General features: G+C 70.1%; 14 protein-coding genes and 1 riboswitch. Of the genes, 6 read left to right on the top strand and 8 right to left on the bottom strand.

Translation table 11 applies throughout. The annotated features are described in order from the left end of the window. Window positions 1–2: 2 nt before the first annotated feature. On the bottom strand, window positions 3–1,166 hold the full coding sequence (gene cobG, locus LX13_RS20450; RefSeq protein ID WP_253663172.1) for a precorrin-3B synthase: 1,164 nt from the start codon (window positions 1,164–1,166) through the stop codon (window positions 3–5). 10 nt (window positions 1,167–1,176) lie between these two features. Further along, window positions 1,177–1,312: riboswitch (cobalamin riboswitch) on the top strand. A 41-nt stretch (window positions 1,313–1,353) separates the two neighbouring features. On the opposite strand from cobG, the gene cobN reads away from it, so the two are divergent. From cobN to LX13_RS20425, 5 genes are all read left to right on the top strand, one after another. After that, the gene (cobN, locus tag LX13_RS20445) at window positions 1,354–4,977 is read left to right on the top strand and encodes a cobaltochelatase subunit CobN (RefSeq protein WP_253663171.1); all 3,624 of its coding nucleotides are present in this window, start codon (window positions 1,354–1,356) and stop codon (window positions 4,975–4,977) included. 88 nt (window positions 4,978–5,065) lie between these two features. Continuing rightward, window positions 5,066–5,530, top strand: coding sequence for an FxsA family protein (locus LX13_RS20440; RefSeq protein WP_253663170.1), 465 nt, complete (start codon window positions 5,066–5,068; stop codon window positions 5,528–5,530). A 73-nt stretch (window positions 5,531–5,603) separates the two neighbouring features. Then, window positions 5,604–7,214: an amidohydrolase gene (locus LX13_RS20435; RefSeq protein WP_253663169.1), complete on the top strand. Its 1,611-nt coding sequence runs from the start codon at window positions 5,604–5,606 to the stop codon at window positions 7,212–7,214. Window positions 7,215–7,294: 80 nt separating this feature from the next. Then, the gene (lnt, locus tag LX13_RS20430) at window positions 7,295–8,890 is read left to right on the top strand and encodes an apolipoprotein N-acyltransferase (protein ID WP_253663619.1); all 1,596 of its coding nucleotides are present in this window, start codon (window positions 7,295–7,297) and stop codon (window positions 8,888–8,890) included. Next, window positions 8,871–9,674, top strand: a complete 804-nt coding sequence (locus LX13_RS20425; RefSeq protein WP_253663168.1) for a polyprenol monophosphomannose synthase — start codon at window positions 8,871–8,873, stop codon at window positions 9,672–9,674. The genes lnt and LX13_RS20425 overlap by 20 nt, the downstream gene beginning before the upstream one ends. Window positions 9,675–9,748: 74 nt before the next feature. Here the strand turns inward: LX13_RS20425 and LX13_RS20420 are convergent, their stop codons facing one another. Beyond that, on the bottom strand, window positions 9,749–10,093 hold the full coding sequence (locus LX13_RS20420) for an RNA polymerase-binding protein RbpA (RefSeq protein ID WP_188492762.1): 345 nt from the start codon (window positions 10,091–10,093) through the stop codon (window positions 9,749–9,751). Between the two features lie 210 nt (window positions 10,094–10,303). Between LX13_RS20420 and LX13_RS20415 the strand changes: the two genes are divergently transcribed. Beyond that, entirely contained in the window at window positions 10,304–10,639 is a 336-nt protein-coding gene (locus tag LX13_RS20415; RefSeq protein ID WP_253663167.1) for a hypothetical protein, read from the top strand. A 15-nt stretch (window positions 10,640–10,654) separates the two neighbouring features. Here LX13_RS20415 and LX13_RS20410 read toward each other — a convergent pair whose 3' ends face one another. The 6 genes from LX13_RS20410 to LX13_RS20385 are packed head-to-tail and all read right to left on the bottom strand — an operon-like array spanning window position 10,655 to window position 17,661. Next, window positions 10,655–11,902, bottom strand: coding sequence for a TerD family protein (locus LX13_RS20410; protein ID WP_253663166.1), 1,248 nt, complete (start codon window positions 11,900–11,902; stop codon window positions 10,655–10,657). Window positions 11,903–11,951: 49 nt separating this feature from the next. After that, on the bottom strand, window positions 11,952–12,809 hold the full coding sequence (locus tag LX13_RS20405) for an HAD family hydrolase (protein WP_253663165.1): 858 nt from the start codon (window positions 12,807–12,809) through the stop codon (window positions 11,952–11,954). 13 nt (window positions 12,810–12,822) lie between these two features. Continuing rightward, complete coding sequence (locus LX13_RS20400; protein ID WP_308214783.1) at window positions 12,823–13,932, bottom strand: cysteine protease StiP family protein; 1,110 nt, start codon at window positions 13,930–13,932, stop codon at window positions 12,823–12,825. 2 nt (window positions 13,933–13,934) lie between these two features. After that, window positions 13,935–15,230, bottom strand: a complete 1,296-nt coding sequence (locus LX13_RS20395; protein WP_253663163.1) for a phosphoribosyltransferase family protein — start codon at window positions 15,228–15,230, stop codon at window positions 13,935–13,937. Next, the gene (locus tag LX13_RS20390) at window positions 15,227–16,441 is read right to left on the bottom strand and encodes an HpcH/HpaI aldolase/citrate lyase family protein (protein ID WP_253663162.1); all 1,215 of its coding nucleotides are present in this window, start codon (window positions 16,439–16,441) and stop codon (window positions 15,227–15,229) included. The genes LX13_RS20395 and LX13_RS20390 overlap by 4 nt, the downstream gene beginning before the upstream one ends. Then, window positions 16,438–17,661 (bottom strand): hypothetical protein, encoded by a 1,224-nt coding sequence (locus tag LX13_RS20385; RefSeq protein WP_253663161.1) that lies wholly within the window; start codon window positions 17,659–17,661, stop codon window positions 16,438–16,440. The genes LX13_RS20390 and LX13_RS20385 overlap by 4 nt, the downstream gene beginning before the upstream one ends. Window positions 17,662–17,722 lie beyond the last annotated feature (61 nt).

Here is a 17,722-nt window from a genome sequence, read left to right as displayed (position 1 = left end):
ACTCACGATAGCGGCGTATCGCCGATGCTCTGACGCTCGTATCCGTCGCCGACCGCCTGCACCTGCACGTGCGGGGTGTGCGGGGTCCCGCACGCGCGCTCGCAACCGACCCAGTGCTGACGCTCACCGGCGACGACCTCGCCGTGCTCGACCGCGCGTTCGAGGTCGGCCCGGACATCGGCGTGGGACTTCGCGCAACCGGGGGACCCGACGCACGACGTCGCGCTCGCCCAGGGGGAGTTCGCGTCGAAGATCAGGCCCATCGGGGCGAGGACCCGCACCACGGCCTCGGCCTCACCCTCGGTCAGGTCGACCAGCACGATCGACCGCCACGGGGTCACGATCACCGGCGCACCCACCGCCGCGACGACCTCGGCGACCCGGGCGGGCAGCAGGCCGTGGGCCAGCACCGCACCGAGCGCGACCCGTCCGTCGGCCTGATCGAACCACCCCACCGGCGCCGCCCCGACGACATCGAAGTCGATCTTCTCCGCGGTGGGCGTTCGGCCGGTGTGCGACAACACCGCGTCGACCCCGCCCGGGATCTCCGCGATCCGCCACTGCGTCGTCCGTTCCCGACCGAAACCGCGGGCGACGTCGAGCATCGTCTCGACGGCGTCGCCCGGACGGACCCGTACGCCGCTGTCGGCACCGGCCACGACCAGCGCGAAGTCGTCGCCGGTCGCGTGCACCCCGATGTCGGCGTCGAGACCACTGACGTCGCCCCGCCCGTCGTCGACGGTGAACAGGATGCGTCCGGGCAGGTCGGCGAGGTCGGGATCAGCACGCAGCGCCTCGTCGAGTCCGGTCACGATGTCCGTCACGTCCGGACCGTCGCCGACCCGACCGGCCAGCGGCGAGGCCAGGATGTTGCGGACGCGCTCGTGGGTCTCCGACGGGAGCAGGCCGGCCGCGGCGAGGCGTACCGCGAGGTCTTCGGCGTCGGTCACCGCCCGGAACTGCACGTTGCCCCGACTGGTGAGCTCGAGGTCGCCGGTCGAGAGTTCACGCGACGCGGTGGCCAGTACCGACAGCTGTTCGGGGGTGAGCATGCCGCCCGGGAGTCGGACCCGGGCCAGCGCGCCGTCGGAGGCCTGATGCAACTGCAGCGCGCCGGGGCAGGCGTCGGCCCGCGTCCTGCGGGGCTCCTCCGGCGACGTATCCATGCGCTCCAGGTTACGACCGGGCGGCGACGGCACCGTACGATCGCACCTGAGCGGTGCGGAAACCGGTGTGATTCCGGTGCGGTCGCGCCACTGTGACCTGCGGCGACGCGGGAAGTCAGACCCGAGCCGCTCGCTGCGCACGTCCACCGAACCACCGGGGCGCGAAACCCCAAGGGAGGCACCACCCGTGATCCTGCTGCTGTCCACATCGGACACCGATCTCTCGAGTGCGCGTGCCAGCGGCGGCGACTACCGCTACGCCAACTGCAACCGCATCCTCGTCTCCGAGGACCTACCGACGATGCTCGACGGCGTCGACCTGGTCGTGGTGCGCATCCTCGGTGGTCGGCAGATGTGGGACAACGGCGTCGACGCGGTCCTGCGGTCAGGGTTGCCCGTGGTGATGCTCGGCGGCGAGATGGCCCCCGACGCAGCACTCATGGAACTCTCCACGGTGCCCGCGAACGTGGCGTCGCAGGCCCACACCTACTTCGCCGAGGGCGGACCGGAGAACCTGCTGCAGCTGAGCTGGTTCCTGTCCGACACGGTGCTGCTCACCGGCCACGGCTTCGATCCGCCGTTCCATGCCCCGACGTGGGGCGTCCTGGACCGTCCCGCGCCGGTCACCGACGACGGCCCGACCGTCGCCGTTCTCTACTACCGAGCCCAACACCTCTCCGGCAACACCGGATACATCCACGCGCTGTGCGACGCGATCGAGACCGCAGGCGCCCGCCCGCTGCCGATCTTCTGCGCCTCGTTGCGCTCGGCCCCACCCGAACTCCTCGACGCACTGCGCCAGGCCGACTCGATGGTCGTGACGGTCCTCGCGGCCGGCGGGACCAAACCGGCCGGAGCAACCGCCGGCGGTGACGACGAGTCGTGGAATGTCGCCGAGCTCGCCGCGCTCGACGTCCCGATTTTGCAGGGCCTGTGCCTGACGAGCAGCCGGGCGACGTGGGCCGACGGAGACGACGGCATGACCCCGCTGGACGTCGCGACGCAGGTCGCCGTCCCCGAGTTCGACGGCCGCATCATCACGGTCCCGTTCTCGTTCAAGGAGATCGACTCCGACGGCCTGAGCACCTACGTCCCCGACCTCGAGCGCTGCGCCCGGGTCGCGGGCATCGCCACCCGACATGCGCGTCTGCGACACATCGAGCCGGCGGACAAGCGTGTCGTGCTGATGCTCTCGGCGTACCCGACCAAGCACGCCCGTATCGGCAACGCCGTGGGTCTCGACACCCCGGCCAGCACCATCCGCATCCTCACCGCGATGCGCGCGGCGGGGTACGAGATGGGTCCGGAGGAGGGCGAACACGCCATCCCCGGGCTCGCCGCGCGCGACGGCGACGCCCTGATCCACGCACTCATCGAGGCCGGCGGCCAGGACCCGGACTGGCTCACCGCCGAACAGCTCGAGCGCAACCCGATCCGCATCTCCGCGGCGCTGTACCGCGAATGGTTCGACACGCTGCCCGATGACTTCCGCGCGCAGGTCATCGACCACTGGGGTCCGCCGCCCGGTGAGCTCTACGTCGACCGGTCGTCGGATCCGGACGGCGAGATCGTCATCGCCGCAATGCAGTTCGAGAACGTGCTGCTGATGGTCCAGCCCCCTCGCGGGTTCGGCGAGAACCCGATCGCCATTTATCACGACCCGAACCTGCCGCCGAGCCATCACTACCTCGCGGCGTATCGCTGGGTCGCCGCGCCGCGCGAGCGGGGTGGGTTCGGTGCCGACGCGATCGTGCACATCGGTAAACACGGCAACCTCGAGTGGCTGCCCGGCAAGACCCTCGCGATGTCGGCGTCGTGTGGCACCGACGCCGCACTCGGCGACCTCCCGCTGATCTACCCCTTCCTGGTCAACGACCCGGGGGAGGGCACCCAGGCCAAGCGTCGGGCGCACGCCACCCTGGTCGACCACCTGATCCCGCCGATGGCGCGGGCCGAGAGCTACGGCGACATCACCCGCCTCGAGCAGCTGCTCGACGAGCACTCGAACATCACCACCCTCGACCCGGTGAAGCTGCCCGCGATCCGGCAGCAGATCTGGACGCTGATGACCGCCGCCCAGATGCACACCGACCTCGGGCTCGAGGAACGTCCCGCCGAAGAGGTCTTCGACGACATGCTGCTGCACGTCGACGGCTGGCTGTGCGAGATCAAGGACGTCCAGATCCGCGACGGTCTGCACATCCTGGGCGAGGCGCCCGAGGGCGAGTCCGAGATCGACATGGTCCTCGCGATGCTGCGCGCCCGACAGATGTGGGGCGGCGAACGCAGCGTCCCCGGCCTGCGGGAGGCGTTGGGCCTGTCCGAGGACGGCGACGAGGTCCGTGACCGCGTCGACGAGATCGAGGTCCGTGCCCGCGGTCTGATCGCCGCCATGGCCGAGCACGACTGGTCGGTCGACGCCGTCGAGGCCGTGACCGCCGGCATCGAGCACGACGAACAGCGCGAGACCGTCGCCCGCATCCTGGAGTTCGCCGCGACCGAGGTGGTGCCGCGTCTGCGCGGAACCAACGGCGAGGTGAACCGGATCCTGCACGCGCTGAACGGTGGGTTCATCCCGTCCGGCCCCAGCGGGTCACCGCTGCGCGGGCTGATCAACGTGCTGCCGACCGGGCGCAACTTCTACTCCGTCGACCCCAAGGCCATCCCGTCGCGCCTGGCGTGGGAGACCGGCCAGCTGATGGCGGAATCGCTCATCGAGCGCTACCAGAAGGACCACGGCGAGTACCCGCAGTCGGTGGGCCTGTCGATCTGGGGAACCAGCGCGATGCGCACCTCCGGCGATGACATCGCCGAGGTCTTCGCCCTGCTCGGCGTCCTGCCGGTGTGGGACGAGGGATCGCGGCGCGTGGTCCGTCTCGAGGCCATCGGCCTGGACGAACTCGGCCGACCGCGCATCGACGTCACCGTGCGCATCAGCGGGTTCTTCCGCGACGCGTTCCCACACGTGCTGGCCATGCTCGACGACGCGGTGCGCCTCGTCGCCGATCTCGACGAACCGCACGAGTCGAACTTCGTCCGAGCCCACGCGCAGGCCGATTTCGCCGACCACGGCGACGAACGCCGCGCCACGACCCGCATCTTCGGGTCCAAGCCCGGCTCCTACGGCGCCGGGTTGCTCCAGCTGATCGACAGCAAGAGCTGGCGCAGCGACGAGGACCTGGCCGAGGTGTACACCACCTGGGGTGGGTTCGCGTACGGTCGCGGACTCGACGGGATCCCGGCGGCCGACGACATGCGGACCGCGTACCGGCGAATCGCGGTGGCGGCCAAGAACACCGACACGCGCGAGCACGACATCGCCGACTCCGACGACTACTTCCAGTACCACGGCGGCATGGTCGCGACCGTGCGTTCGCTCACCGGGAAGTCACCGGAGGCATACATCGGCGACAGCACCCGACCGGAGTCGGTGCGCACCCGCACCCTGTCGGAGGAGACGGCGCGTGTGTTCCGTGCGCGCGTCATCAACCCCCGCTGGCTCGACGCGATGCGCCGCCACGGATACAAGGGCGCGTTCGAGATGGCCGCGACCGTGGACTACCTGTTCGGCTACGACGCCACCACCGGCGTCGTGCAGGACTGGATGTACGAGAAGCTCACCGAGACCTACGTGCTCGACGAGACCAACCGCAAGTTCATGAACGAGTCCAACCCGTGGGCGCTGCACGGCATCGCCGAGCGGTTGCTCGAGGCCGCGGGCCGCGACCTGTGGCACGAGCCGCCGCCGGAACTCCTCGCGCAGCTACAGCAGGTGTTCCTCGAGACCGAGGGCGACATCGAGGGCGGCTGAACGGTCGGCTCGTCGGGCCCCGGGAGAAAATCGGGCACCTCGTTCGTTGACCAGTCGAACACAACGAGACCGACAAGGACTGATGGCCATGAAACTGCTGATATTCGCCGCTTACCCGCTCGTGGAGATCGGGGCGTTCATCGGACTGGTCTACGGCATCGGTTTCTGGTGGACGCTGCTGGCCACGTTCGCCGCCGTGGTCGTCGGCTTCGTGATGCTGCGCAGGCGCGGTGCCCGGGTGTTCGCCGAACTGCGCACCGCGGCCGAGGGAACCGGCGACACCGCCCGGCCGCTGGCCGACAGCGCACTGCTCGCCGCGTCGACCCTGCTGCTGTTCATCCCGGGCCTCGTCACCACCCTGCTGGGGATCCTGTTGATGCTCAGTCCGGTTCGCGCCGCGGCACGTCCCCTCGTGGCCGCGATGGGTACACGTCGGGTGGTCGCGCGCATGAACACCTTCTCCCGTGCCGGCCGTCCTTTCACGGTGATCGACGGCGAGGTCGTCGAACCGGGCGGTCCCACGCCTGCTCCCGGGTGGCGATCCATCAACTGAGCGCCTGCGACGACCGCCACGGCACCGACTCCGCCGACGGTCCCGGCGCACTGACAAGGCAGACTGATCCGTCGTGGGAACACAACTCTTCGTCGGCGGTCACGTGTACTCCTCGACCACGCCCGATTCCACCGCCATCGCGGTCACCGACGGCGTCGTCGCCTGGGTCGGTTCCGATCACGTCGGACACGCACTGCATCCCACCGCACAGGTCGAGGATCTCGACGGCGCGTTCGTCGCACCGGCGTTCGTCGACTCGCACGTCCACCTGACGTCCACGGGGTTGTCGCTGGACGGCCTGGACCTGTCCGACGCGACGAGCCGCGAGGACTGCCTCGCCCGCCTACGCCGCCATGCCGCCGACGTACCGCGCGGCGACCTCATCTGGGGGCTGGGGTGGGACGACTCGGCGTGGGCCGACCACGGCAGCCCGACCACCGACGAGGTCGACGCCATCGTCGGCGACCGCCCCGTGTACCTGGCCCGCATCGACGAACACTCCGCCGTGGCGTCCTCGGCACTCCGCGTCATCGCCGGACACGCCGCCGACGCCGCCGGATTCGACCCCCAGCAGCCGCTCACCGCCGAGGCCCACCACCTCGTCCGCGGGGCTGCGCGCGGTCTGCTGAGCTCCACCCAGCGCACCCGGGCCCAGATCCGGGCACTCGACGAGGCCGCCGCCCACGGGGTGGTGTCGGTGCACGAGAACGGCGGCCCGGACATCAGTGGGCTCAACGACTTCGCCTCGATCGCCGACCTCGACCACCGCGTCGGGGTCCGGCGGTACTGGGGGCAGGCCGCTGCGACCGCCGACGACGCCCGCAACCTCATCGCCGCGACCGGCGCCGACGGACTCGCGGGTGACCTGTTCATCGACGGTGCGATCGGCTCGCACACCGCGTGGCTGTGCCGCCCGTACTCCGACGACCCGGAGAACACCGGCGTCACCTACCTCGACTTCGACACCGTCCTCGCGCATCTGCGGGCCTGTACCGAGGCCGGCATCCAGGCCGGGTTCCACCTGATCGGCGACGGCGCGACCGAATGCGTCGTCCGTGCCTTCACAGCCCTGGTCGACGAGTTCGGCAGCGCGGCGGTCGCCCGCTGCGGGCACCGCATCGAGCACGCCGAGATGGTCGACGCCGCGGCGGCGCAGGTGTTGGCGGGCGCAGGCATCACCGCGAGCATGCAGCCGGTGTTCGACGCCCTGTGGGGCGGCCCGGGCCAGCTGTACGAACAGCGTCTGGGTCTCGGCCGCGGCACCTCGCTGAACAACTTCGCCGCGCTGGCGCGCGCAGGGGTCACCCTGGCGTTCAGCTCCGACGCGCCGGTCACCTCGATCGACCCCTGGCAGCAGATCCGCGCCGCGGTCCATCACCACAACGCCGACAGCGCCGTGTCGCCCCGCGCGGCGTTCGCCGCGTGCACCCGCGGTGGATGGCGCGCCTCGGGCGTCGTCGACAGCGCATTGGGGACGCTCAGCCCGGGCGCGCCCGCAGACTTCGCGATCTGGCGCGCCGACTCCCTGGTCACCGCGGGCTCGTCGGACCGGGTTCAGCGGTGGTCGACCGATCCGCGGGCGCGGGTCCCGGCGCTGCCCGACGTGTCACCGGGTGTCGCACTCCCGACCTGCCTGCGCACGGTGCGCGGGGGAGAAGTCATCTACTCCAGGCCGTCCCTGTGAGCCGACTCCTGTCCGTCCGTGAGCTGACGCGGAGCCACGTCGTCGCACGGACGGTCGTCTCGGTGCTGGGCGGAGTCGCCATGTGGGGCTCGTTCCCGCCGCGCAGCCTGTGGTTCCTCGGCGTCGTCTCCCTGGCGCTGCTCGCCGGGGCACTCGGCGTCGGGCGGCCCTCACTCAAGGTCGGCGCCTGGTGCGGGCTGGTCTACGGTCTCGCGTTCTGGTTGCCGTTGCTGCCGTGGATCGGTGTCTACGTGGGCCCGTTGCCCTGGGTGGCACTGTCCGTCGCGCTGTCGATCTACCTGGTGTTGTTCGGGGTGATCGCGACCGCCACCATGCGGCTACCGGTGGCCCCGCTGTGGTTCGCGCTGTCCTGGGTCACCGTCGAGTGGGCGCGGTCGTCGTTCCCGTTCGGCGGATTTCCCTGGGGTGCAGCCGCATTCGGCCAGGTGAACAGTCCGTTGATCTCGGTGGCCGCGCTCGGTGGCGTGCCGACCCTGTCGTTCGCGGTGGCGCTGACCGGCGCTGCGCTCGCCGGTCTGGTGCTGCTGGTGATCACCGCGGTCCGCGCACCGCGCACGCACCGCCCCGTCGTTGCGATCGCCGGCGCTCTCGCGCTGTTCCTGATCGCCCCGATCTGTGCGGCGGCGATGTGGCCGTCGGTCGACGCCGCCACCGACATCGGTGACCGTCCCGGTGACAGCGTCACGATCGCGGCGATCCAGGGCAACGTCCCGCGCCTCGGGCTGGAGTTCAACGCCCAACGACGTGCGGTGCTCGACAACCACGTGCGGGAGACGTTCCGGCTCGCCGACGAGATCCGCGCCGGGCGTCAACCCCGACCCGACGTCGTGCTGTGGCCGGAGAACGCCTCCGACATCGACCCGCTGGCCAACTCCGACGCATCCGAGGAGATCACCGCCGCCTCGCGGGCGGTCGGCGCCCCGATCCTGGTCGGCACCCTCGTCGAGAACCCCGACGGCCGTCCGACGAACACCGTCCTGGTGTGGGACGGATCGAACGGCCCGATCGGGCGCTACGACAAGCACATCGTGCAACCGTTCGGCGAATACCTGCCGTGGCGGTCGTTCTTCCGCAAGTTCTCCTCCTACGCCGACCAGGCGGGCAACTTCCGCGCGGGCACCGGAAGCAGCGTGCTGCAGGTCCCCACCGCCGCCGACGGGACGGTGGCGGTCGGGGTGTCGACGTGCTGGGAGGTCGCCTTCGACCGGTCGGCGCGGGCAGCCGTGCGCGACGGCGCGCAGATGATCTACGTGCCCACCAACAACGCCACGTTCGGTCGGACCGAGATGACCTACCAGCAGCTGGCGATGTCGCAGGTCCGCGCGGTCGAGCACGGCCGCAGCGTTGCGGTCGCCGCGACCAGCGGCATCAGCGCGATCGTCGCCCCCGACGGCAGCCTGGTGTCCCGGACCGGCTTCTTCGAGCCGGGGATGCTCGTGGAGCGCATCCCGCTGCACACCGCGCAGACGCCCGCCACCCGCGTCGGCGCGATCCCTCAGGTCATCGCGATCATCGTCACGCTGATCGGTTTTTTGGTGGCGCTCGCCCTACGTATTAGGTTTGATCGACGTTTGCGCGACGCGCCGACGACATCCGAGAACGCACCAGACGAGCGCACCCAGTCGAAGGAGACCGATGGCATCGCGGAGACCTGAGGCCTTCGGCAGGTCCGACGGCGACCCGTCGCAGCCGGTGGGACCCGCCGGCGAGGGCACCCTCGTCATCATCCCGACCTATGACGAGCGCGAGAACCTGCCGCTCATCATCGATCGCCTGCACGCCGCGCTGGGCGCCGCGCACGTCCTCGTCGTCGACGACGGCAGCCCCGACGGCACCGGTGACCTCGCCGACGCCCTGGCGGCCGCCGACGACCGCATCCACGTGATGCACCGCGCCGAGAAGAGCGGTCTCGGTGGTGCCTACATCGCCGGCTTCGGATGGGGCCTCGAACGCGATTACGCCGTGCTGGTGGAGATGGACGCCGACGGCTCGCACGCCCCCGAACAGCTCCATCGACTTCTGGACGGCATCAACGCCGGTTCCGATCTCGTGATCGGCTCGCGGTACGTCGCGGGCGGGTCGTTGGTGAACTGGCCAAAGCGACGCAAGTACCTGTCCCAAGGAGCCAACACCTACTCACGGTTGGCACTCGGGGTGAAGATCCGCGACATCACCGCCGGGTACCGGGCGTACCGACGCGCGGTCCTCGAGAAGATCGACCTCGGATCGATCGACTCGCACGGCTACTGCTTCCAGATCGATCTGGCCTGGCGCTCCATCCAGGCCGGGTTCGTCGTCTCCGAGGTCCCGATCACGTTCACCGAACGCCAGATCGGTGAGTCCAAGATGAGCGGCGATGTCATCGGCGAGGCCTTCTTCAAGGTCGCCGAGTGGGGCATGCGCCACCGGCTGGACCGGCTCGGACTCCTCAAGCGCTGAGGGCACGAAAAAGGCACCGCGTGCATCGATGATCCGATGCACGCGGTGCCGACCCCTCGGGGGTGTGACCCGTTCTAGGTGCTGACGCCGCGACGCTTCTGCTTGAGCAGGTCGAGACGCTCGGTCAGCAGGTCCTCGAGCTCGGACTCACTACGACGCTCCAACAGCATGTCCCAGTGGGTACGCGGGGGCTTGACCTTCTTCTCGTCGGGCTCGGCGCCCTCGAGGATGGTGCCCTCCATGCCGTTCTTGCACGGCCACTTCGACGGGATCTCCGCGTCGTCGGCGAAGGGGACGTCGAAGAGCTCGCCGTTGTCGGTCCGGTACTGCACGATCCGCCGGGGGGCGAGGTCGTGGTCACGATCGGTCTCGTAGCTGACGGCGCCGAGACGGCTTCCTCGTAGTACACGATCTGCCATGGGTGTGTCCTCTCTGCTGTGTGCTCGTCGTACCCGCCCGCACATCGGAGCGTCCGGGGTGGGGACCGGCGGATTCCCTCATCAGGGCATGCGCTGCCGATCGTTGTCGAGCCAGAACGTGTCCATGCTACTCGTGTCGCGCGATGTGGTCATCCCACGTTCGCGGCCCGGTCATGTCGGGCGTCGGGAGGACGGCGGTAACCTGCGACGATGGAGACCGCACGCCGCCGCCGGCCATACGCATGCGCCTGGTGCGGGCGTCCGATCGTCGATTCCGAGACCGGTCGACGTCGCAAGTACTGCAAACAGGCCTGCCGTCAGCGTGCCTACGAACAACGTTCACAGGTGAGCGGGACCGCGGTACCCGCCGACGCCGTCATCCTGAGCACCGCGGAGGCCGAGCAACTCGTGGACCGTCTGTTCGAGCTGCGGTGCGCGGCCGAAGACGTCGCCACCGCCGTCGCGGAGAGGGCCTCGCACGACGAACTGACCGGGCTGTGTCGGCGACTGCTCGACCAGGCCGCCGACGCCGACCGGCTGCGCTGATCGGCTGGGGATCGTCTACAGGAAGCGGTCGACCTGCTTGGCGGCCTCGCCGGGGTGGCGGGCGGCCATGCCCTCGCCCATCGCCTGCAGTTTCCAGCCGGACCCCTCGCGGAACACCTTGGCCATCACGATCCCGGTGAACGGCATGCCGCCGGCCAATGTGTAGCGGGCGAGCTCGGACCGGTTGGTCTGGTCGATGAGCCGACAGAAGGCGTTGTCGACCTGCTCGAACGTCTGCCCCTGATACGAGGTGACGATGAACAGCACCTGCGTGATGTTCGGCGGGATGCGGGTCAGGTCGACGTTGATGACCTCGTCGTCGCCGTCGCCCTCGCCGGTGAGGTTGTCGCCCTCGTGGTGGATGGAGCCGTCTTTGCTCTTCAGCTGGCCGTAGTAGGCGAGGTCGGCGAGCTGCCTACCCGCGAACATCATGGCCGAGGCGTCGAGGTCGATGTTCGAGCCGCCGCCCCCGCCGAACAGTCCGCGCTTCTTGGTCACCACCGGGTCCCAACCCAGACCCATGGTGATGCGGGTCAGTGCGACACCGCCATCCTTCTTCAGCGACACCTGCTGGCCCTTGGTGAGGCTGACCGGACGGTCCTTGCTCAGGCTGACCTCGCCGGTCGAGGCCGTCGGCCACGACGATGCACTCGGTGCCGCCGGGGCCGGGGTCGGGGGCGCCTGCGGGGCGGCCGGCGCGGGCCGCTGGTACGACGGGGCTGCGGCCGGCGGCGGCGGTGTGGGGGCGACGGGCGCGGCAGCCGGGGCGGGCGCGTCGTCGACCGACACGCCGTGGTCGGTGACCAGGGCGGCGAAACCACCGGCGTAACCCTGTCCGACCGCCCGGACCTTCCAGTCGGTGCCGCGGCGGTACACCTCGATCGCGATGACGATGGATTCCGAGGACAGTCCGTCGATCGGGTAGTCGTAGGCGTCCTGCCCACCGACGCGCACATGCGCCACGGGCGCGGCGATCGGCCCGAACGTGCCGTTCTCCAGGGTGATGACCGCGCGGATCTGGGCGATGTCGGCCGGAACCGATCCGAGGCTCAGCGCCAGGGTGCCGATGCCCGCGCCGGTCACCAGCGTGACGCCGGGCCCGGACGGCTGGTTGAAGAAGACGAAGTCGGCGTCGGTGCGGACCTTGCCGGAGTCGGTCACGAGGAGTGCGGACAGATCACTGGCCGCGGCCAGGTCCACCGAGATCTCCACCTCGGTTCCCGCGAGGGGGCCGTTCTGTCCCTTGGTCAGCGTCGTCGCCATCAGTCACGTTCCTCTGTCGGTCGTTCGGTGGTGGTCATCTCGGTCGTGTTCACGATTGTCGGGTCACCGCGGTCTCGCGAGACCAGATCAGCAGGCAATCCAGGATCTCCTCGGCCGCGGCGATGCCCGAAGCGCTCGTAACGGACAACGTCGGATGGTGCCACGAGAGTTCCTGCAACTCACCGTGCCGGGGTCGGATCGCTCGATCGGCCGACATCAGCAGGGGCCGGTCCAGCACGCCGTCCCCCGCCGCGAACAGGCGGTCGGTGGGGTGCGGGAGGTACTGGTCGCGGACCGCCGCCACGGCCGCGGACTTGGTCACCGGGTCGGGCATCACATAGATCTTGCGGCCCTGTCGGGACACGTTCCATCCGCGGGGTCGGGCCCACTCCCGCCACCGGTCGACCAGGTCGGTCGGCATGGTGGCGAGTTCGACGACGGCGTAACAGAACAGACCGTCGGCGACGCGCAGCGACCGCAGCCAGCCGGGATCGGCGTCGGCGGAGAGGTGGTCGTGGACGTCCGAGACGGGTGTGCAGGCCGCGGCCAGCCGCCGCTCGACCTCGGCTCGCCACACGGGGTCGGGCACACCGTCGACGAGGATCTCGCCGCCGTTGGCCGCCACCGCGAACCGGCGACGGGACGGGTCCGGTGTGAACGGCAGCTCGACGCGGCGGAACTGTTCGACGCTGCGAGTGGTCACCGGGACCACCGTCGCGACGTGGTCCAGCTCGTCGAGCAACTCGACCGCGCGGTGGGACATGAACGACTGCGGTCGGCCCTGATAGATCTCGACACACCGCAGCGTCGTCGCGCAGGCGTAGTCGTCGGCCTCGACACCGAGTTCGGCGGCGGCCGTCGAATAGATGAGGGTCCGATCCAGATCGGTGGCGACGAGCGCGGTCACTGCTGCCTCTCGCTCATTCGAGCTCCCTGATGAGCCCCATGCACGAGTACGCGAGGTCGTCGACGACCTCCACCGGCACACCCCGACTCTCGGCGAGGGCGTGGATGTGGTGCAGCTCGGGGGCATCGGGATCGCGTACCAGGATCCGCCACGGGACCCGTCGCAACAGCACGCGCGTCGTCTCACCGACGCCGGGCTTGACGAAGTTGACCGTGGTGATGCCGTACCGCGCCCGGATGTCCTCCACCGAGCGCCACCCGCTCCATGTCGGTGTCCGGTCGGAGGCGACGAGGTCGGCGACGGCATCGTCGATCCCGCCCGCGACGTCGGGGAAGGCGCCGGACACCGCGTCGAGCAGACGGTTCGACACGTCCGAGTCGGCGAGTTCGCGGTAGAACTTCGCGCCATGGAAATCGTTGCGCCCGATCAGATCTGCGTTCAGCACCGTCCGCGACACCAGTCCGGAGACCGTCGAGTTCAGGCAGGCCGAGGCGATGAGGAAGTCGTCGCGGGTGCCGTAGGTGCGGACGCAGTGTCCGGGATCGGCGAGAACGGCCAGGTCGGGGTTGCACCGCGGCCCCCCGGCCGCCGCGGTCTCGTCGAGTGCGGCCCTCAGCTCGCGGGCGATGGCGCCCTTGCCGGTCCACCCGTCGACGAACACCACCGACGCCGGGTCGTGATGAGCGGCGAGGTAGTCGATCGCGGTCCGGTCGATGCCCCGGTCGCGGACGATCGACACCGCGTAGTGCGGGAGCTCGAGACCGTGCCGGTACCGCGCCCACCGACGCATGAGGATGCCGACCGGGGTGCCCGCCCGGGCGAGTGACGCCACCACGACGTTCTCGCCGCGTTCGGCGATCACCAGTTCGGTGACCGTCGCGACCGCCGCGGCCAGCGTCTGAGCGGTCTCGGCGAGCACGGTGTCGAACAGGGCCCGGTACCGCTCGTCGGGTTGGAACTCGATGGGCAACGACTCGGCGTAGTGCGCCGTACCGGCCTGGATCGCGCGCTCGCGGATCTCGATGTCGGCCTCGAGATCGACATCGGACAGGTCGGTCAGCAACCATGCGACCTCGTCGGGGGCGTAACTGCCGAAGTCGGGCCCGTACAGCGGGGTCGGCAGGCTCATCGTCCGACACCCCGGGCCGCGGCCAGCGCTCCGAACCGTGTGTCGCCGACGACCAGGACCACGAGGTCGCGGCCGGACCCGGTCAGCGCGGCGATCACCGAGTCGTCGGCGACCAGGGCGTCGGTGTCGGCGGCGGCGTCCACGACGAGCACCCGCTGGGTGAGGGGGTCTGCCTCACCGGCGTTGTAGAGGTACCGCAGCGGGGCATCCGGCGACGTCCGCACCTCCGGCGCCGTGAAGGCGAAACCGTGGCGCAACGGATAACCGTCCACGTTCCGCACGTGCGCGGGGGAGCGGGTAGTCGTCTGCGACAGCACGATCCGGCCCTGGGTCTCCAGCACCGCCGCGATCCGCAGCGGCAGGTACATCAGCTCCTCGTGCCCGATCACGACCACGGGGCGCCGCGGATCGAGATGGGGCGCGAGCGCGTCCGCCGCGGCGTCGACGAGCACGGCGAACGCAGGCTCGTCGGTGGACAGGAACCCGTGTCGGCCGCCGTCGGGGACATGGTGCGACCACGGGACGTCGACGCGGATCACCTCGCCGTCGCCGGCGGTGTCGCGGTGGTGGGCGGCGGCGGGTTGCGGATCGGGCAGCGCCGCGACCTGTGCGACGAGATCCGCGGGCACGGTTGCGACACCGCGCGCCAGGCTGACGAAGTCCACGGTGATGTAGAGCTCTGCCGCAGCCGCATCACAGGTCGCCACATCGGCCTCCGATCGCATGTCGACCAGTGCGGCCACGATGTAGCGACGCTGCGGCACGAGTCGGTGCAGCGATCGAATCGCGTCGAGGGCGGTTGCGCCCGTGGAGATCTCGTCGTCGACGAGCACCAGCACGTCCGCGGTCTCCATCAGTTCGGGCGACGAGGGCTGGATCAGATGGTCGGTGGCGTGGGAGTGCCCCTCGGAGAACCGCGCCCACGTGGCACCGACCGGGCCGGGACGCCGGGTGGAGTGCAGGTACACCGGCGCGTCGAGCCGTCGGGCGACGACGTGGCCCAGCCCCGTCGCCGTCTCGGCGAACCCGAACACGATGACCGAGTCGGCGCCGCGGAGATCCACCAGATCGGCGAGGTCGGAGCCGGCGCGGACGATGGTCGACGGGGCCACCGGGATGTGTTTGCCGAGGACACGCGACACCCAGAGGTGCGCCCGTTTGGGATTGCGTCGCAGACCCGGTTCGATCAGTGCGTCGACGGTCCATCCGGCGGCGCCGTCGACATGCGACGCCACCAGTCCGAGTTCCGTTCCGGCCCAGGGCGTCACGGCGGATGTCGGGTACGCCGTCACCGATCGACCACCGCGGTCAGCAATTCGATGACCGCGACGTCGGGACGGGTGACCCCGAAGACGGTGGCACGTGTCAGCGTGCGTTCGGCCCAGGCACGGTGCGGGCGACGTTCGTTCATCTTGTTGCGGTACTCCGACGGGAGAACGCCGCCGATGTCGCCGGCCGCATCCGGACCGGCCTGTTCGTCGTCGACCCCGAGGACGGCGAGCGCGTCGACGTACTCCTCGTGCGAGACCGTGCACATCGAGTGGACCACGTTGACGTGTGTCGGGTGGATGACGGTCTTGCCCTGTAGGCCGTTCGCGCGGTCGAGCACCAGCTCCCGCAGCAGTCCGTCGAGGTCGCGGCTGACCAGATGCGTGCGGAACCGGACGGCGTCGATCTCCTTGAACGGCGTGTTGCGCAACAGCGGTCGGAACATGCGTTCGTGCGCGTTGTAGTACTCCCATACCGGTCCGGTGATCACGAACCCGGTTCCGTCGCGACGACCCAGGATGTTGACCACCGCGGCGATCACCGAGGCGACGGGGTGGACGTCGTAGATCGTCAGATCGGGATCGCGACGGATGCCGAAGGTGCCGCACAGGTCGGTGGCGCCGATCCGCACAGTTAGGACACTCTCGCGGAACTCGGCCAGCAGTTCGGCGATGGCGCGCAGTTCGTCGCCGCGTGTCTCCAGGTGCAGTACATCGGGCGTCTCGATGATCGGCATCGCGTAGAGCCGACGCCCGACGACGTCGGAGGCGCGGTCGATGCGGGTCAGGTAGTCGCGTCCGCAGGACGAGTCGAACTTGGGGATCGCGAAACCGGCGAGGATGTCCGCGCCCGTGGTCATCTCGGCGATCAGCGCGTCGATCTGGTCGGCGGAGCGGACGCGGACGAACAGCAGGGGACCGCCGCGACGGGCGAGGGTGTCGAGAGCGGTCACCACCGCGTGCAACCCCGCGGTGACCGCGTCGTCGGGGACGGCGTCCTCGAGGTCGATGACGATCGACACCGACCCCGCCGCGGCGGCGCGCTCGACGAGCGACACCAGGCCGTCGCGGATCGCCGGGATGTAGAGCGTGGCGCCCAGAGCGGTCGCGAGGAGTTCACGGTCGGAGTCCACCGGGATCGGCTGGGGCCGTCGATGGAAGAGACGAGCGAGTTCGCTCTCGTCGAGCATCGGGAAATGCGTCACCGTCCGACCCGTGGTCGCGGTGGAAGTCATCTCCGTCTGCCCTGACCTTTCATCTTCGCGACGACGTCCGCGACGAACGCGGCGATGTCGTTCATCTCGGTCACGTAGCCCCAGTAGTCGGGGTGGGTGCCGGTCAGACCGGCGGTGGCCCGATCCGCTCGGGCCGCAGCCGCGTCGAGAACCGTTCCCCACTGCGGCACCAGACCGCGGTCGACGGCGAGCAGCTGGGCATCGCGAATCTGGAATCGGACTCTACCCTCGACCGCCTGCGGGTCGGCCCGAACGTCACGCAGCGTGGTGAGGCGGTCGGTCACGCCGTCGATGAAGTGTTCCGCGTCGGCGAGGGACGACCTGGCCGCACCGACCTCGGCGCCGGCCTGGTCCGGGTCGGCGCCCAGCAGGCGTGCCGCGGAGTCGATGTGTCCGGAGGCCGCCCGCAGGGCCTCGTCGCCCCGTCGGTCGTGCCCGATCAGATCCTCCGAGCAGGCGGCCGAGAACTCCCGCAGCAGCGCCGAGTAGGTCTCGGGCAGACGTTCGGCGCGGGTGCGAACCGCCGACCATCGCGTCCGGACCGACGACAGTGCCCGACCCACCTCCACCGAACGATGGGGCGCGGCCCCGACCGCGGCGGTCAGTTCCTCTGCCGCAGCGGTCAGCTCGGCCGTGGCGGTGTTGAGTTCGGCCGTGGCGACGCCGTCGGCCGCGTCGCGTGCGCGGTCGAAGTCGGCCCGCACACGTGCGAGGTGGTCGAGGGCCGAGCGCACGGAGCTGTACACCGACAACTCGGCCGGCAGGGCGTCGACCGCCGCGATGGCCGCATCCGACGCGCCCATGGCGGCACCGGCGCGGTCGGGGACCGCGGCGCGCATGGTCCGGGCGCCCTCTATCGCCGTCGAGTGTTCGGAGTAGAACCGGTCGAGCGCCGCGATGGACTCGTGAATGTCTCGTGAACACTGCTCGTACTCGGCCTGACGGTTGGCCGGCGTCGCCGTGGGGGTCTCCGGGGAGTCGCTCAGCGACAGGTAGCGGTCGATGCTGACGTAGACCCGGGTGCGCACCGGCTCGAAGGCCTGCGCCAACGCTCGGTCGCCGCCCAGGGCCGTCGCGGCGTCGACACCGTCGGCGATGATGGAAAGCCGCTGGTCGAGCTGCAGGAAGTCGCGGACCATGGCCTCACGGGCAGCGTCGAGGGGCCCGGTCGGGGTGCGTGACCCCGAACGGGGACCGCGTCCGAACCAGCCAGTGACCACCTGCGCAATCGTACTGGGGAACCTTTGAACGGGTCGCGGCAGTTGTTCGGGTGCAGCCGGT

Source organism: Williamsia maris, from assembly GCF_024171815.1.
In the GTDB taxonomy this organism is placed as follows: Bacteria; Actinomycetota; Actinomycetes; order Mycobacteriales; family Mycobacteriaceae; genus Williamsia_A; species Williamsia_A maris.
This window is presented reverse-complemented; position numbering and strand designations above follow the sequence as displayed.

Coding starts and splice junctions, on each gene's coding strand:
- LX13_RS20420 (WP_188492762.1), bottom strand. CDS start 10,093: ATGGCAGATCGTGTACTACGAGGAAGCCGTCTCGGCGCCGTCAGCTAC.
- LX13_RS20390 (WP_253663162.1), bottom strand. CDS start 16,441: ATGACTTCCACCGCGACCACGGGTCGGACGGTGACGCATTTCCCGATG.
- LX13_RS20415 (WP_253663167.1), top strand. CDS start 10,304: ATGGAGACCGCACGCCGCCGCCGGCCATACGCATGCGCCTGGTGCGGG.
- LX13_RS20440 (WP_253663170.1), top strand. CDS start 5,066: ATGAAACTGCTGATATTCGCCGCTTACCCGCTCGTGGAGATCGGGGCG.
- cobG (WP_253663172.1), bottom strand. CDS start 1,166: ATGGATACGTCGCCGGAGGAGCCCCGCAGGACGCGGGCCGACGCCTGC.
- lnt (WP_253663619.1), top strand. CDS start 7,295: ATGTGGGGCTCGTTCCCGCCGCGCAGCCTGTGGTTCCTCGGCGTCGTC.
- LX13_RS20410 (WP_253663166.1), bottom strand. CDS start 11,902: ATGGCGACGACGCTGACCAAGGGACAGAACGGCCCCCTCGCGGGAACC.
- LX13_RS20425 (WP_253663168.1), top strand. CDS start 8,871: ATGGCATCGCGGAGACCTGAGGCCTTCGGCAGGTCCGACGGCGACCCG.